General features: G+C 65.7%; 13 protein-coding genes. 4 read left to right on the forward strand and 9 right to left on the reverse strand.

Annotation, left to right across the window (positions count from 1 at the left end):
- Window positions 1–8: 8 nt before the first annotated feature.
- The 4 genes from pdxA to QA649_RS28015 are packed head-to-tail and all read right to left on the reverse strand — an operon-like array spanning window position 9 to window position 4,539.
- A complete protein-coding gene (gene pdxA / locus QA649_RS28000) occupies window positions 9–1,046 on the reverse strand; it encodes a 4-hydroxythreonine-4-phosphate dehydrogenase PdxA (protein WP_283020023.1) in 1,038 nt (345 codons plus the stop codon).
- Complete coding sequence (locus tag QA649_RS28005) at window positions 1,043–2,149, reverse strand: four-carbon acid sugar kinase family protein (RefSeq protein WP_283020024.1); 1,107 nt, start codon at window positions 2,147–2,149, stop codon at window positions 1,043–1,045. Before QA649_RS28005 ends, pdxA begins: the two co-directional genes overlap by 4 nt.
- 2 nt (window positions 2,150–2,151) lie before the next feature.
- Window positions 2,152–3,588 (reverse strand): FAD-binding oxidoreductase, encoded by a 1,437-nt coding sequence (locus QA649_RS28010; protein ID WP_283020025.1) that lies wholly within the window; start codon window positions 3,586–3,588, stop codon window positions 2,152–2,154.
- A gap of 27 nt (window positions 3,589–3,615) precedes the next feature.
- Window positions 3,616–4,539: a dihydrodipicolinate synthase family protein gene (locus QA649_RS28015; RefSeq protein ID WP_283020026.1), complete on the reverse strand. Its 924-nt coding sequence runs from the start codon at window positions 4,537–4,539 to the stop codon at window positions 3,616–3,618.
- Window positions 4,540–4,659: 120 nt separating this feature from the next.
- Between QA649_RS28015 and QA649_RS28020 the strand changes: the two genes are divergently transcribed.
- A complete protein-coding gene (locus QA649_RS28020) occupies window positions 4,660–5,505 on the forward strand; it encodes an IclR family transcriptional regulator (RefSeq protein WP_283020027.1) in 846 nt (281 codons plus the stop codon).
- Window positions 5,506–5,521: 16 nt separating this feature from the next.
- Here QA649_RS28020 and rnz read toward each other — a convergent pair whose 3' ends face one another.
- From rnz to QA649_RS28045, 5 genes are all read right to left on the reverse strand, one after another.
- Window positions 5,522–6,424 carry a ribonuclease Z gene (rnz, locus tag QA649_RS28025; protein WP_283020028.1) on the reverse strand — a complete coding sequence of 301 codons (903 nt, stop codon included), beginning with the start codon at window positions 6,422–6,424 and terminating at the stop codon, window positions 5,522–5,524.
- Between the two features lie 52 nt (window positions 6,425–6,476).
- Window positions 6,477–7,460: an antibiotic biosynthesis monooxygenase gene (locus tag QA649_RS28030; protein ID WP_283020029.1), complete on the reverse strand. Its 984-nt coding sequence runs from the start codon at window positions 7,458–7,460 to the stop codon at window positions 6,477–6,479.
- Between the two features lie 15 nt (window positions 7,461–7,475).
- Window positions 7,476–8,873, reverse strand: a complete 1,398-nt coding sequence (gene guaD, locus QA649_RS28035; protein ID WP_283020030.1) for a guanine deaminase — start codon at window positions 8,871–8,873, stop codon at window positions 7,476–7,478.
- Window positions 8,874–8,888: 15 nt separating this feature from the next.
- Window positions 8,889–10,106, reverse strand: a complete 1,218-nt coding sequence (locus tag QA649_RS28040; RefSeq protein ID WP_283020031.1) for a multidrug effflux MFS transporter — start codon at window positions 10,104–10,106, stop codon at window positions 8,889–8,891.
- A 369-nt stretch (window positions 10,107–10,475) separates the two neighbouring features.
- Entirely contained in the window at window positions 10,476–11,249 is a 774-nt protein-coding gene (locus QA649_RS28045) for an alpha/beta fold hydrolase (RefSeq protein ID WP_283020032.1), read from the reverse strand.
- Between the two features lie 144 nt (window positions 11,250–11,393).
- On the opposite strand from QA649_RS28045, the gene QA649_RS28050 reads away from it, so the two are divergent.
- From QA649_RS28050 to QA649_RS28060, 3 genes are all read left to right on the forward strand, one after another.
- On the forward strand, window positions 11,394–12,044 hold the full coding sequence (locus QA649_RS28050) for a GntR family transcriptional regulator (protein ID WP_283026114.1): 651 nt from the start codon (window positions 11,394–11,396) through the stop codon (window positions 12,042–12,044).
- Complete coding sequence (locus QA649_RS28055) at window positions 12,041–13,570, forward strand: aldehyde dehydrogenase (protein ID WP_283020033.1); 1,530 nt, start codon at window positions 12,041–12,043, stop codon at window positions 13,568–13,570. The genes QA649_RS28050 and QA649_RS28055 overlap by 4 nt, the downstream gene beginning before the upstream one ends.
- Window positions 13,571–13,645: 75 nt before the next feature.
- Window positions 13,646–15,013, forward strand: a complete 1,368-nt coding sequence (locus QA649_RS28060; RefSeq protein WP_283020034.1) for an MFS transporter — start codon at window positions 13,646–13,648, stop codon at window positions 15,011–15,013.
- Window positions 15,014–15,094: the final 81 nt, after the last annotated feature.

The raw sequence follows: 15,094 nt of genomic DNA on the forward strand, positions 1-15,094 counted from the left end.
GTTCGATCTCATGATTTGGCTGCGGAGGCGCCGGCGGCGAGCCGCTCGGCATAATCGATGGCCTCGATCAGGCTGTGCTCGTTGGCGATGCCCTTGCCGGCAATGTCGAAGGCGGTGCCGTGATCGACGGAAGTGCGGATGATCGGCAGACCCAGCGTGATGTTGACGCCGGAGAGCTCCTGCCAGCGGCCGGTCGCGGGATCGACCTGGAAGCCGAGCAACTTGACCGGGATGTGCCCCTGGTCGTGATACATCGCGACCGCGGCATCGAACTGGCCGGCGCGCAGCTTGACGAAGATGGTATCGCCCGGCACCGGGCCGACGACGTCGAGGCCGTCGGCGACCGCTTTCGCGATCGTCGGCGCCGACACGTCGATATCCTGCCGGCCGAACAGGCCGCCCTCGCCCGCATGCGGATTGAGCGCGGCAATCGCGATCTTGGGCTTTGCAATGCCGAGGCGATGCAACGCGTCGTTGGTGAGATCAATCACCATGCGCAACCGCTCCGGCGTCAGGCGCTTCGGCACGTCCTCCAGCGCGACATGAGTCGAGACATGGCTGACGCGCATGTTGCCATGGGCCAGCAGCATCACCGAGCCGCGCACGCCGGTGAGATGCGCCAGCATCTCGGTATGGCCGGGGAAATGATAGCCCGCCTTGTTGAGGGCTTCCTTGTTGAGCGGCGCGGTGACGATGGCCGCGGTGCGGCCGGCCTGCGTCAGGCGCACGCCCTGCTCGATCGCCTTGTAGGCGAAGCGTCCGCCATCGGCGCTGAGCACGCCGGGCGTGATCGGATCACCCTCGGCGTCGGCTTGCAGGTAGCAGAGGTTTGGCCATTCGGGATCATCGGCCGTGACCTCCGGGATCGCAATGTCGGCGCCGAGCGCGGCCTTGGCGCCACCGAGCGTCGCGCCGCTGCCGATGACGAGCAGGCGCAGATCGCCCTTCGCGATCCGCTCCTTCAGCCCGACACAGGCCTTGACGATGATCTCCGGCCCGATCCCGGCCGGATCGCCCATGGTGATGGCAAGATGACGAGAGGTCATATCGGACTCTCCATTCTGAGCAGATGATTGTCCCGGAGCAGGTCGCGCCACAGCTCGCTGTTGCCGAACGCTCCGGACTTTGAAACGACGTCGACGCCGGCCCAGCGCCCGCCTTGCAGGATCGAGCGCGGCAATCCGGGAACGATACGTCCCGTGACCTCGAGCGCATGCGCGCCAAGAGCAACACAGGCGGCCTTCAAGGTCTCGCCGCCGGCAACGATCAGCGTGCCGGGCGGTTCGAGCGCCGTGATCAATGCCGCCATTTCGTGCGCGATCCGACGCGCCGCCTCTGCCCGCGTCAGGCCTTCGGCGAGAGAGTATTTCACCAGCGCTACGCGGTCGTCTTCCAGCTTGCGCTCGACGCGCGTCGCCCCCTCGCCTTCCGCAAGCGCGATCGTCGCTTCGCCGCACGCAGCCAGCTGAGAGGCAGTCGCGGGCTGGTCGGAGCCGAACAGCCCCAGCACCGGCAGCTTCAATTGGCTCGGCGCATCGGCACGGTGACTCCGCGCGAGCGCGCCGGCCAATCCGCCGCTTCCGCACCACAGCACGGGCCCCGGCATGCGCCGTCCCATCTCGACGACGCGATCGAGGTCGATGTCGCTCTCGGCATCGAACACCTGAACGCCGCCTTGCGAGAGCGTATCGGGGCTGCCCTGCCGGGCTTCGATGCCGTCTTGTCTCAACTGGTCCAGCAGATTGTCACCGACACGATGCCACTCGCCTTGCACCGTGCGGGCGAATTGCTGGCCGCCAGCGGTGCGGCGCCCCTGATAGTCGAAGGCGGGCGCGACCGCGCAAGAAGCCCAGTGGCCGCTGCGCAGGCAGGCGCCGAGCTCGGCCGCCCACGCCCCACGCAGGAGGCTGTCGACCTTCTTGTAGGCGATCGTCGCTCCCTGAAGCTGCGGCGCGAGCCGCCCGACGATCTCGACGCTCTCGGCCTTCGAGCGCTCGCGGGTGCCGCTGTCAATCGCGAGGCTCCCGGAGCCGGACGTCGCGGGTGCCTCCGGCCAGGTGACGTCGAACGGTCCGCACAGGCCGACGAACTCCGCAGCGGTGTCGAGCGCACCGGTGAGATCGTCGGCAAGCAGGCGGACGGTCGTCATTGTCAGGCTCCCGCGCTGAAGATTTTGCCGGGATTCATCAGGCCACGCGGATCGAGCAAGCGCTTGATGTCGCGCATCAGCTCGATATCGAGCGGATCGGCGACACGCGCGAGCCGGCCGCGATTGGTGATGCCGATGCCGTGCTCGGCACTGATCGCCCCACCCTGCGCCGCGGTCTCGTCATCGACGATCTCGTTGATCTCAGCCACCAGCCTCGCCGTCGCTTCCGGGTCCTGGCAATGCACCCGGTCAATCAAGGCCACGACGTGGATGTTACCGTCGCCTATATGGCCGTGCATCACGACATTCGCATGCGGGACGGCCGCCTTGATCCGGGCTTCGACATTATTGACGAAAGCCGCCTGGCGTTCCAGCGGTACCACGCTGTCATGCGAGACCACGTAACCGCTGCGCTTGTTGCCTTCGGACACGCTGTGCCTGACAGCCCAGATCGCCTTTGCCTGTGCCAGATTGGAGGCCAATATGGCGTCCTCGGCGAGCCCCGCTTCTATCCCATCCGCGAGAACGGCGGCCAGCGGCTCGTTGAGGTCAACGCCTGCGAGCGTGTCGGTCAGCTCGACGATCAGATACCATGGCGTCGTCAGCTCAAAGGGAATGGTGACATGCGGCACCGTCGCGGCGATCGCCTCGATCTGCGAGCGCGACATGATCTCGAGGCTGCCGAGCCGGTCGCCGACTGCGCCGCGCAGGCGCTGCATGATCTCGAGCGCCTGCTCGACGCCCTGCAGCTTCAACAGCGCCAGGGCCGAGCTGCGCGGCGGCGCGAAAAGCTTCAGCACCGCCGCGGTGACGATGCCGAGCGTGCCCTCCGCGCCGATGAAGAGCTGCTTGAGCGCGTATCCCGTGTTGTCCTTGCGCAGCGCGCGCAGCCCGTTGAAGACGCGACCATCGGGCAGCACGACTTCCAGGCCGAGCACGAGATCGCGCGTCGGACCGTAGCGCAGCACGGCGGTGCCGCCGGCATTGGTCGAGATGTTGCCGCCGATCTGGCACGAGCCCTCGGCGCCAAGGCTCAGGGGAAAATAGCGATCGACGTCGCGCGCCGCGTTCTGCACCTCCGCGAGGATGCAGCCGGCCTCCACCGTGATGGTGTTGGCGAGCGGGCTGACGTCGCGCACAGTGCGCATCCGATCGAGCCGGATCACGACATTGCCGGCGTGATCGTCGGGCGTCGCCGCCCCGCACATGCCGGTGTTGCCGCCCTGCGGCACGATCGCGAGCCGCCTCGCGGCGCAGAATTTGACGACTGCGGCGACCTCGGCCGTCGATCCGGGCTTCACCACCGCCACCGCACGGCCGTGATAGCGCCCGCGCCAGTCGACCACATAAGGCTCCTGGTCGGGCCCGGACGCGACGACGTGCTTGTCGCCGACGATAGCGGCGAGCCCGGCCAGCGCATCCTGGAAAGCATCGGACATCGGTTCGCCTCGTCGTCCGGGCTGACTCTAGACGGTGGCGGCTGCGAATGCAGCCGCATCCGCAAGCAACTCTTTCACCTGGGCCGACGGCAAGGATTCCAGCGGCGGCCGCAGGCGCTGCCATCCGGCATGGCCGGTGCGCTCGGCGACGATCGCCTTCAGCGAGGCCATCTGCGGGAACCGCGAGACCAGCTCGCGCGCTTTCACGATACGCGCCTGCGCCGCCTTGAGCGCCGCGTCATCATCGCTGTCGCGAAAGTGCTTGTAGACATAGGCAAGGTCGCGCGCGATGAGGTTCGAGGTCGCGGTGATGCAGCCTGCCCCGCCCTTGCGCAGTAGCGGCAGCAGCAGCGGATCGGCCCCGACGAGAACCGAGAAGCCCGGGAAGCGCTCGACCATCGCGGTCATGTTGGCGAAGTCGCCCGAGGAATCCTTGATACCGGTGAAGATGGCCGGATAGGTCTTGCGCAGCCGCTCGATCAGCGCGTGCGAGATCGGCTGCGCCGACATCTGCGGGATGTGATAGAGCACGACCTTGAGCCTGGCATCGCCGATGCGCTGCACGACCTCGCTGTAAGACGCGTAGACGCCGTCGTCGCTGACGCCTTTGTAATAGAACGGCGGGAGCATCACCACGGTATCGACACCGACCGAGAGCGCGTGACGCGTCAGCGCAATGGTCTCGGTGAGCGCGGCGACGCCCGTTCCGGGGAGAAGCCGCTGCGGCGCGATGCCCGCGGCGACCGCCGCCTCGAGCAGGGCCATGCGCTCGGCCGCGGAGAAGGAATTCGCCTCGCCGGTGGTCCCCAGCAGCGCGATGCCGTCGCAGCCTTCGTCCAGCAAGTAACGGCAATGCGCGACGAAGCGCGCATGATCGGGGGCGAGCTCGGCGTCGAGGGGCGTCAACGCGGCGGAGAACACGCCATGAGGGTGCAGCGATGATGTCGACAAACTTCCTCCGATCGTCAAATCGATATTGTTCGGAATGCGAACATTTGTTATGATCTGCCCCGTTGGTAAGAGCAGGCTGCCGCCGCGTCAAGGGCGGCTGTCATGGCGGGGCATTCGGGCATGGCCAAGACTGATAGCAAGACTGCGAGCAAGGCCACAAAGCGCAAACCTGCAGCGACCCCGAAAAATCCAAAGAATTACGTCGCTTCGGTCGGCAAAGCGTTTGCCGTGCTCAAGAGTTTCACCAGCGAGGCCTTCGAGCTCACCCTGAGTGAGATTGCCGCACGGGCCGATCTCGATCGCGGCACCGCGTTCCGCCTGATCCAGACCCTGATCGAACTCGAATACCTCCAGGCGGTTCCGCAGAGCCGCCGGTTCCGCCTCGGCGTCGCTTGTCTCGATCTCGGCTACACTGTGCTGTCGCACGGATCCTTGCGGACCATCGTCGAGCCGCTGCTGCGCGAACTCGTGCCTGCGGTAGGCGACGCTGCCTCGCTCGGCATCCTCGACGGCGGAGACGTGATCTATCTTGCGCGCGTCGGTGCCGGCCTCGACCGCCACAAGATGGATCGCCGGCCGGGCACGCGCATCCCCGCGTACAGCGCCGCGCTCGGCCATGTCATGCTGGCGCATCTGGCGCGCGACGAGCAGATCACGCGGCTCGAGCTGCGCCCCCGCGTCAAGCTGTCGGAGCGAACGCTCACCGACCTCGATGCCCTGCTCGCCCGGCTCGATCAGGTGAAGAAGAAGGGCCATGCCGTCTCCGACGGCGAGAACGCCTATGGCCTGCGCACGCTGGCAACGCCGATCTTCGACGCGCAGGGTCTGGTGATCGCCGGATTGAGCGTCACCGTCGATGCGATGCGAATGGACATGCCGTCTTTTCGCGACCAGGCGCTGCCGCGGCTGGTGCAGGTGACGAACCAGGCGCAGGATCTCGCGATCAAGTCGGGATTGTCGAGCTGAACACGGGGCGCGGCGACTAGATGACCACATGGTCGAAGTCGGCGGCGATCCGGCTGCTCGGAAAGATCCTTGCCGCTTCAGTCAGAATCTCCTCGTCTTCGTAGCGCCCTGACATATGGGTCAACACGAGCTGGCCGACGCCGTTTGCAGCCGCAAAGGAGGCCGCCTCTGCCGCGGTGAGATGGCCGTAATTCCGCGCGGTCGGCGCGTCGCGATCGAGGAACGTCGCCTCGATCACCAGCAGGTCGGCGTCGGCAACATGTTTGGACAGCTCATCCGTCGTCTCGGTGTCGCCGATCACGACGAGCTTTTTGCCGCCGCTCGGCGGTCCCAGCACATCCTCCGGATCGATCGCGCGGCCATCGATGACGATTGGCCGCCCGGCAGCCAATTCGCCGCGCAAGGGACCGTCGGGGACACCGAGCGCCGCGAGACGATCGGACTGAAGATGCCGACGCGCGGGGCTCTGGAAGACAAAACCAAAACTGTCGGTGTCGCGGTGGCGAACCGGAAAGCAGTCGATGGTGAAGTCGCCGGCGTCGATGACCTGCCCTTCGCTCAGGGCTGCGAACTGCACAGGGATCGGCGCCCTGCCCGCGCCCCACAAGCCCGCGAGCATGCGGATGACGAGATCGAGCGTGCCTTCCCCGCCGTGAATGGTCATCACGTCGGAGGTTTGCCGCAAGCCCAGTGTCGAGAACAGGCCGGGAATGCCGAGCACGTGATCGAGATGCGCGTGCGTGAGCAGGATGCGGTCGAGCCGTCGAAAGCCGGCGCCGCTGCGCAGCAGCTGGCGCTGCGTGCCCTCACCGCAATCGACAAGGAGGCGCTGGCCCGCGGCTTCCACCAGAAGAGCCGGATGGTTGCGTTCCGCCGAGGGAACGCTCGCCGAGGTGCCGAGAAATGTCAGGGCGAACATGGTCGTCGATGTCCAGAGACCGCCCCTCTCCGCGACAATACGGTGGACGGCCTCACCGTCCCCAATGCCACGCGAGCAGCAGCGCGTACAGGCCCATCGACGCGGCGTAGAGCGCGGCAAGTAGCACGTAGCCCGCGATCTGGCGACTGATCGCCGCCTTCGGCGCCACCCACCAGCCGAGCGCCCTAAAGGCGGCGGGCACGAGCCACCAGCCGAGCAACTGGGTGCTGACGAGATTGCCGACGAACAGCGACAGCCAGACCGGCACGCCGTGGACGTCGATCAGCGGCCTGCTGATGAAATAGCCCCAGAGGTACACCACGGGATAGAGTACAAGGAGAACGATCAGGTTGCTCTTCCAGATGAAGCCCGGCCCCTGCTCCGGGGCCTGCGTCTTGCCAGCGGGGAACCAGAAATTGAAGCCGTAGCTCGCCCGCTTCACATTCATGCCGGCGTTGAAGCGCGCGCCCTCCTTCAGCAGCGTCTGCCGCAACGGCGAGTCGAGCCAGGCATTGAGATTGGCATCGCTGTCGAACGACAGGATGATGATCCATTCATCATGCAGGCCTGGAATCGGCCGTTCGATCTTGTGGCGCAAAAACCCCTTGAACTCGGCCTCGGCGGCCTGGATGCGCTGCTGCCATTTCAGGAACGCGTCCTCGAGCCCATCAGGGACCTTGAACGAGATCACGGCGGAGACTGCATTGTCGCGCTGAACACCGGTGTCGGGCAGGATATGAACATCCTCCGAGCCGACGAAGAAGCGTTGCACATCCGCGATCAGCTTCGCCCGCACCTCGCTCTGGAGCCAGGCGCGCGCGGCGGCCGGGCTCGCAAAGCGCACGATCGTCACCCAGTCCACATGCGCGGGCGGCTGCGGCGGCACCACCTCCTGGCTGAGGAAGCCGGGCCAGGTCTTGAGCACCTCACCCACCTCGCCGTTCCACCGCGCGAATGCGGCAAAGCCATCGTCCGCGATGCGGCGCTGGATGACGAGGGCGACCGGCTGGCCGGCTGTGTCAGGAGATGCGCTCATAGGCGGCCGTCCGCTTCAGCTCTTCTTGTAGAGACGCTTGCCCATCACCCAGGTCTCGTCGACGCAGCGGTCGTCGCCGACCATCATGACGGCAAACAGCATGCTCGCGGCCTCGTCCATCGTGCGCGGGCCAGCGCCGTCGGCAATCAGCGACTGGTGCCACGCTTGCGCGATCTGCCCGCCGTTCGGATCGAGTGCGACGAAATCGGCTTCCTTGCCCGGCTCGAAATTGCCGAGCTTGTCGTCGATGTAGAGGCCTTCGGCGCCGCCGAGCGTGATCGACCAGAAGCCGCGATACGGCGAGAGCTTGTTGCGCTCGGCTTCCGCAAGGTCCTTGCGCGCCGGATCGATGCTGCCGTCGAGCAGCGTGTTGTTGCACATGCCGACCTTGTAGGCATCGTCGAGCACGGAGATCATCGAGAAGCGGTTGCCGCCGCCGACGTCGGTGCCGAACGACATCTTCACGCGATGCTCGGGATCGGTGGCGCGGCCGAGGCGGAACAGGCCGCTGCCGAGGAACAGGTTCGAGCACGGGCAGAACACCACCGCCGCGCCCTTCTTCGACATGCGCCGGAACTCGTTGTTGGAGAGATAGACGCCGTGGCCGCCGGAGAATTTCGGTCCCACAAGGTCGAACTTCTCGTAGACGCCGAGATAGTCCTGACAGTCGGGATGCTCGACCAGCACGCCACTGCATTCGGCCGGGTTCTCGGAGATGTGGGTGTTGACCCAGCAGTCCGGATGCTCGTGCTTGAGGCGCTGACACGCCTTCAGCAGTTCCGGCGAGGCGCCGAAGGCGAAGCGCGGCGTGATGGCGTAGAGGTTGCGGCCCTTGTTGTGGTACTGCGCGATCAGCCGCTTGCTGTCGCGATAGAAGTTCTCGGGGGTATCGATGAAATCGGCTGGCGCGTTGCGATCGATGCCGGTGAGGCCCGCGATGACGCGCATGTTGCGGCGCGCCGCTTCCTCGAACAGCTCTTCGGTCGAGACCGGCGAGGAGCTGGTGAAGGCCTGGCAGGTGGTGGTGCCGGAGGCGAGCAGCGCGTCGAGGAAGCGCTTCACGCCTTCGCGCGCGTAGTTGCGATCCCGGTATTTGAGCTCTTCCGGATAGACCCACTTCTGCAGCCACGGCAGGAGCTGCTCGCCATAGGCACCGAGCACGCGGGTCTGTGGCAGATGGATGTGCCCGTCGATGAAGCCGGGGACGATGATGCGGTCCTTGATATGGGTGATCTCAACGCCTGGATGCGCGGCGGCGATCTTGTCATAGGGGCCGAACGCCTTGATGACGCCGTCCGTGACGACCATGAGGCCATCCTGATGAAAGCGGGCTGCGGCCTGCTCGTTGCCGACATGCTTCCAGGGGTCGTCGACGAAGTCGAAGAACGTGCCGCGAATACCAACAGTCGCCATGATCTGGTTCCTTCCTTAAGGTTGCGTGGCCTGCCGCGCCGAGGGCAGCGAGATCGCAAGCAGCGTGCCGGCGACGGCGCAGAGGCCGAGATAGAGCCATCCGATCGGTGCCTGCGTTGCCTCGGGCAGCACCGCCGCGATCGCCATGGCGCCGCTGACGGCGAGATAGCAGAGCGCGCTGATGAGGCCGCCGATCAGGCCGTGGTCGCGCTCGAACAGGCCGAGCGCCATGCCGTACATCATCGGACAGAGCACGCCGCAGCCGCCGAGCACCAGCGCGCCGCCGATCGTGATCGACATGAAATCGAGACCGAGGGTCATGCCGGTTACGGTCAGGACCACCGAGCCTGCGAGAAACAGCGCAAAGGCGCCGAAGCCCATCACGCGGGCCGGCATGAAGCGCGCGAAATGCGCGCAGCCGAGCTCGCCGGCGAGATTGACGCCGCCAAGGCCGAGCGCGACGAGGCCGTAGATGGCGGCGGAATAGCCGAGGCCGGTCTGGTAGAAGAACGGCGCGACCACGCCGAACGCGAGCTGCGCGCTGGCTGCCGCAGCAAAGACGAGCACGAATGCCAGGAAGCCCGGACGCACCAGTGCATCGCGCAAGATGCCAGCGGTGCGGCGCGGATCGAACGGCGCGCGCCGATCGGCCTGCAGTGTCTCGGGCAGAAGGAATACGACGATCGCGGCGACGATGGCGGCGGCAATGGCGATGACGACGAAGACGCCACGCCACGAGGTCAGCTCGACGATGAAGCCGCCGGCCGCCGGCGCCAGCACCGGCGCAAGCCCCCAGGCGGCACCCAGCAGGCCGGAGATCGCAGTGAGTTCGCGGCCGCGGAAGCAATCAGCGGCGACAGCATAGGCGACGACGAGGCAGGTACAGCCGCCGATGCCCTGCAGGAAGCGCAAGCCCAGCAGCAGCGAGGCGCTGGTAGCGAGCGCGCAGGCGATGCTCATCGCGATCAGCACCGACAGCCCCGCGAGCAGGACGTTGCGGCGGCCGAGCGTGTCGGAGGCGATGCCGACAGGTACCAGGGCCAGACTCATGCCGAGCATGTAGGCGGTGACAGTGTTCTGCATCGAGGCGGAATCGGTCGCGAGGTCCACCACCATCTGCGGCAGGCCCGGCGTATAGGCATCGAGCGGAATCTGGCTGAATGGCACGACGCACAACAGGATCGGCACGATCCCACCCCTGGCGCGACCGGCGTCCGAAGCTAGTGCAGTCATGGCTTACGCCCCCTCGATCCCCGCGGGTCCTGTCTTTATCGTGCGCGCAATGAGAGGCGACGATGCAGGTTGCGGATATTGACGCGCGGAGCGTGCCAGAACTGTGTGTAAAAACTCTTAGGGGTGGCCGTCTCGATACGGGTTCCGACGGCTGATGCGGCCCCGGAGGCGCTTAAACAAAAATGCGAAAACAACCCCATGCACAGTACAAATCATTGAAGAATTTCGTTCCGCATAACGCAAAGCTCGTCGGCGCGGACGTTTGACACGTCGGGCGAAACAGGCACACGACGGCATGATCGGCGATCGTGAATGCCATCGCGCTTCGCCATTAACCGTTCGGAAGCCATCGCTGCCGCCAAGCACAGATCAGATCAGGAAGCCCTCGAGCGCTTCGAGGAACTGCCACGGCGATTGAAGCTGCGGCACGTGGGCGCAACCCGGAATGATCTTGAGTTCGGCGCGCGGCAATGCGGCGACCAGCTCATGCGACATCGGCGGAGGCGTCGCCTCGTCGTGCTCGCCGACCAGAACGAGAACCGGAACCTTGACCGCGGCAAGCTCGGCGCGGAGATCCAGGCTCGCCAACGCGTCGCACGCGGCGCGAAATACGTCGGGGTCCGTCCGCAGAAAGGCTTCACGACGGTCCCGCATCAGCTCGGGGTGCTGCTCCTGAAACGCGGGCGCGAACAGGCGCCGCATCGCGACGTCAGTGATGGCCTGCAGCCCCTTTTCGCGCGACGCCTTCGCCATGTTGCGAAACGCCTCGCGGCCGGGCTCGGAGAACGCCGCACCGCTGTCGGCGAGAATGAGCTTGCTCGCGATATCAGGATGCCGGATCGCCATCTGCAAGGCGACGAAGCCGCCGTAGCCATTGCCCAGCACGATCGCCGGCGCACCGCCCGCGGCGTCTTTCACAGCCTCTGCCATCCGGTCCGCGACCGCAGCAAGGCCGCCTTCGACCGCGCGTGAGCGGCCGAACCCCGGCAACTCCGGCACGATGGCGCGAAACGACCTCTCGAGCTCCGGCACGATCGCATCAAAGCTCGCCCGGTCCGACAACAGCGAGTGGAACAGGAACAGCGGCGGCCCCTCGCCCGATTGCGCGGCGTTGACGGTCCCGTTGGCAAGAAGCCTGTCCATGTGCGGTCTTTCCCTCACTTCATCGGTCGTTCGCGCGCCCCGAAGGCCCTGACTGATAAATCAACTGTCAGGGAATTCAAGCTTTCAGCTCTTGACGTGAAATATCACGACTGAGATATTAATGCCAAGGAGACAAGAAATATGATGCTTTTGCGCGAAGATATCTATGACCGCCTCAGGTCTGATATTTTAGCTTGTCGTCTTGCGCCTGGAGGTGAAATGCGCGAGCAGGACCTCGCCGAGCGCTATGACGTGAGCCGGCAACCGGTCCGGGATGCACTCCTGCGGCTGCAGCGCGAGCACCTCGTCACGGTGCAGCCGCGCCAGGGCTATCGGGTCACGCCGATCTCGCTTTCGGACGCCCGCGACCTCTTGCGCTTCCGTCTTGCGCTGGAGCCGGCCTGCGTCGCCGAAGCCATCGAGAGCGCGCCCGACAGCGTCTTGAAGTCGCTCGACGAATTCCGCCGCTTCTCCGGCAACCACGAAGACTTCATCGCCTACAATCGCAGCTTCCATACCGCACTCGCCCATGCGTCCGGCAATCGCCGCATGGCCACCGCGCTGTGCGACCTGATCGGTCAGGCCGACCGTCTGGTCCGGGTCAGCATCTCCAATCTGAAGGGCCACGATCCGGCAAAGCTCGTCGCCGAGCACGTCGCTTTGATCGACGCCATGCAGAAGCGCGAGACGCGAACCGCCGCGCGCATCATCAAGGCCCATATCGGGGCCACTGAAAAACGCGTTCTGCCGGCGCTCAAGCGCAACGCCGTCATCGTGGAAGAGAGGTCGTCATGAACATCCCATCGAAACCCGCGTCGATCGACGTCGAAATCCACGGCAATTTCATAGACGGACGTGAAGTCGAAGCCGGCAATGGTGCAATGCTGGACATCCGCAATCCCGCGACCGGCGACGTGATCGCCCGCATTCCCAATTCGACAGCCGAAGACATCGACCGCGCCATGAAAAGCGCGCGCGCCGCGTTCGAAGGCAAGGCCTGGGGCGGCATGGATACGCGTGCGCGCGCCCGACTGGTCAACAGGCTCGCCGATGCGTTCGAGGCCAATCTCGAAAGCCTGTACCGGCTGGAGACCCTCAACAACGGCCGCCCGGTCAACGAGACCCGCGCCCAACTCTCCCGCCTGCCCGACTTCTTCCGCTACTTTGCCGGCGTCGCGCTGTCGCGCCGCGACTCCGTGATCCCTGTCGAAGGCGCGTATCTGAACTACACGCTGCGCACGCCGATCGGCATCGTCGCCAACTGCACGCCGTTCAATCATCCCCTGATGATCCTGTGCAAGTCGCTCGCCGTGGTGCTGGCGACCGGCTGCGTCACCGTGGTCAAGCCGTCCGAATACACGCCGCTGACGACGCTGAAGCTGGCCCAGATCTTCACCGAAGCGGGCCTTCCGCCCGGCGTCTTCAATATCGTCCTCGGCCTCGGCCAGAGCACGGGCAAGATGCTGGCCGAGCACGGCGACATCGACAAGCTGGTGTTGACCGGCGGCACCGAGGCAGGCCGCATCGCCGGCAGCGCGGCCGCAAAAGTGTTCGCGCACCAGACCATGGAGCTCGGCGGCAAGACGCCGGTGATGGTGTTCGACGACTTCGACGTCGACCGCGCCGTCAACTATGCCGCATTCGGCGCCTTCATCGGCGCCGGCCAGACCTGCGTCTGCGCCTCGCGCCATCTGGTCCAGGCCTCGATCTATGACGAATTCGTCGAGAAGCTGCAGGCCAAGACCCGCATGATCCGCGTTGGCGATCCCTTCGACCCGAGCACGCAAATGGGTCCCGTGATCTCGGCCAAGCAGCGCGACCGCGTTCTCGCCTACGCCGGCTATGGTCACGCCGACGGCGCGCGTCTCGTCACCGGCGGCGTTGCCGCGAAGGTGCCGGGCCATGAGAACGGCTATTTCGTCGAGCCGACGGTGTTCGCCGACGTCAAATCCGACATGCGTATCTTCCAGGAAGAGGTGTTCGGTCCCTTCACCTCGGTGACACCGTTCAAGGACGAGGCCGATGCGTTGCGGTTAGCCAACGACTCGCCCTTCGGCCTCGCCGCCGCGATCCGCACCCGCGACGTCGCGCGCGCCCACCGTGTCGCCGCAAACGTCAAGGCCGGCATCGTCTGGATCAACGATCACCACCGGCTCGACCCCGCTTCGCCCTGGGGCGGCGTCGACGATTCCGGCATCGGCCGTGAATGCGGCACCGAGAGCTTCAACGACCATTTCAACACCAAGAGCGTGATGGTCGCGACCCACGAGCAGCCGTTCGACTGGTACCGCGACACGGCCAATCAGAAGCGCCTCAACTAGCAGACACTGCACGCGGCAGATCGCTCACAGAAGGCGGGCCGCATCAACCAGAACAACAGTCAAGGGAGAGCGTACATGTCGACATCGGTGAACGCAGGCGGCCGTCTTGATCGGCTGCCTATCGGGCCATTCCATCGCCGCATCATGCTGCTGATCGGCATCGGCATGTTCTTCGACGGTTTCGACATCTATATCGCCGGGACCGTGCTCAGCGTGACGCTGAAGACGGGCTTTTCGACCCTTGCCCAGAACGCCGCCTTCATCTCGGCGACCTTCGTCGGCATGATGCTGGGATCGTTCGGCACCGGCTTCCTCGGCGACCGTTACGGACGCCGCTTCACCTATCAGTTCAATTTGCTGCTTTTCGGCCTCGCTTCTCTCGCCGCGGCGTTCTCGCCGAATATGGCCTTCCTGATCGCCTGCCGCTTCGTGATGGGCGTTGGCTTAGGTGCGGAGAACGTCGTCGGCTATTCGACGATGACCGAGTTCGTGCCCGCCCGCACCCGCGGCAAATGGCTCGGCTTCACCGCCGTGTGCGTGGTGACCGGCCTGCCCGCGGCCCTGCTGATCGCATCCGTGCTGGTGCCGCAATTCGGCTGGCGCTCGATGTTCGTGCTCGGCGGCGTCGGCGCGCTCGTCGTCTGGTACATGCGCAAGTCGCTGCCGGAATCCCCGCGCTGGCTCGAAGCCGTGGGACGCACCGCCGAGGCGGAAGCCTTGATGCAGGCCATCGAGAAGGAGGCCGCGCAGGGCCAGCCCCTGCCCGCGCCGACGCCCACGATACCGGCCCCCGTAGCCCCCGATCTCGGCACGCTGTTCACTGCGCCCCTGCTGTCGCGAATGATCGTCGGCGCGGTCTGCCTGATCACGATCAACACCCTGCTCTATGGCTTCGTGACCTGGCTGCCGGTGTTCTTCGTCAAGCAGGGCCTCTCGATCGCAACCTCATTCGGCTATTCGCTGCTGATGGCGCTCGGTGCGCCCATCGGCTCGGCCATCGGTGCATTGACCGCGGACCGCTGGGGCCGCAAGCCGACCATCATCGGCGCCTCGCTGATCGCGGTCGTGCTCGGCATTCTCTACCCCATGATCTCCGACCCGATCCTGCTGCCGGCCGTGGGCTTCGCGCTGACGGTGCCGATCTACGTCCTGGTCGCGCTGCTGTTCGGCATCTACATCCCCGAGCTGTTTCCGACCGAGGTCCGCCTGCGCGCTTCGGGCATCGTCAATACGCTGGGGCGCGGTGCCACGATCGTCACGCCGTTCCTCGTCGTGTCATTGTTCGAGTCGCGCGGCGTAGCCGGCGTGATGGCGCTGATGATCGGACTCTTGGTCGTGCAGATCATCACGGTCTGGGCGCTCGGCATTGAGCCACGGCATCGCAGTCTCGAGGAGCTGAAGGCGGAGGAATCCGCCGCGCCGGTGCTGAAGGAAGCGTCCTGAAAGCTGCCGGGCGAGCACGGCCTGCATGGTTCGAGACGCCCGCTTCAGCGCGCGTCTCCGTAGCCCGGATGGAGCGATAGC

This window comes from Bradyrhizobium sp. CB1717, from assembly GCF_029714325.1.
Classification (GTDB): domain Bacteria; phylum Pseudomonadota; class Alphaproteobacteria; order Rhizobiales; family Xanthobacteraceae; genus Bradyrhizobium.

Excerpts from the sequence above, each read along its gene's own strand:
- QA649_RS28030 (WP_283020029.1), bottom strand. The coding sequence starts at position 7,460 with ATGAGCGCATCTCCTGACACAGCCGGCCAGCCGGTCGCCCTCGTCATC.
- QA649_RS28005 (WP_283020024.1), bottom strand. The coding sequence starts at position 2,149 with ATGACGACCGTCCGCCTGCTTGCCGACGATCTCACCGGTGCGCTCGAC.
- QA649_RS28060 (WP_283020034.1), top strand. The coding sequence starts at position 13,646 with ATGTCGACATCGGTGAACGCAGGCGGCCGTCTTGATCGGCTGCCTATC.
- QA649_RS28050 (WP_283026114.1), top strand. The coding sequence starts at position 11,394 with ATGCTTTTGCGCGAAGATATCTATGACCGCCTCAGGTCTGATATTTTA.
- QA649_RS28040 (WP_283020031.1), bottom strand. The coding sequence starts at position 10,106 with ATGACTGCACTAGCTTCGGACGCCGGTCGCGCCAGGGGTGGGATCGTG.
- guaD (WP_283020030.1), bottom strand. The coding sequence starts at position 8,873 with ATGGCGACTGTTGGTATTCGCGGCACGTTCTTCGACTTCGTCGACGAC.
- rnz (WP_283020028.1), bottom strand. The coding sequence starts at position 6,424 with ATGTTCGCCCTGACATTTCTCGGCACCTCGGCGAGCGTTCCCTCGGCG.
- pdxA (WP_283020023.1), bottom strand. The coding sequence starts at position 1,046 with ATGACCTCTCGTCATCTTGCCATCACCATGGGCGATCCGGCCGGGATC.
- QA649_RS28010 (WP_283020025.1), bottom strand. The coding sequence starts at position 3,588 with ATGTCCGATGCTTTCCAGGATGCGCTGGCCGGGCTCGCCGCTATCGTC.
- QA649_RS28045 (WP_283020032.1), bottom strand. The coding sequence starts at position 11,249 with ATGGACAGGCTTCTTGCCAACGGGACCGTCAACGCCGCGCAATCGGGC.
- QA649_RS28020 (WP_283020027.1), top strand. The coding sequence starts at position 4,660 with ATGGCCAAGACTGATAGCAAGACTGCGAGCAAGGCCACAAAGCGCAAA.
- QA649_RS28055 (WP_283020033.1), top strand. The coding sequence starts at position 12,041 with ATGAACATCCCATCGAAACCCGCGTCGATCGACGTCGAAATCCACGGC.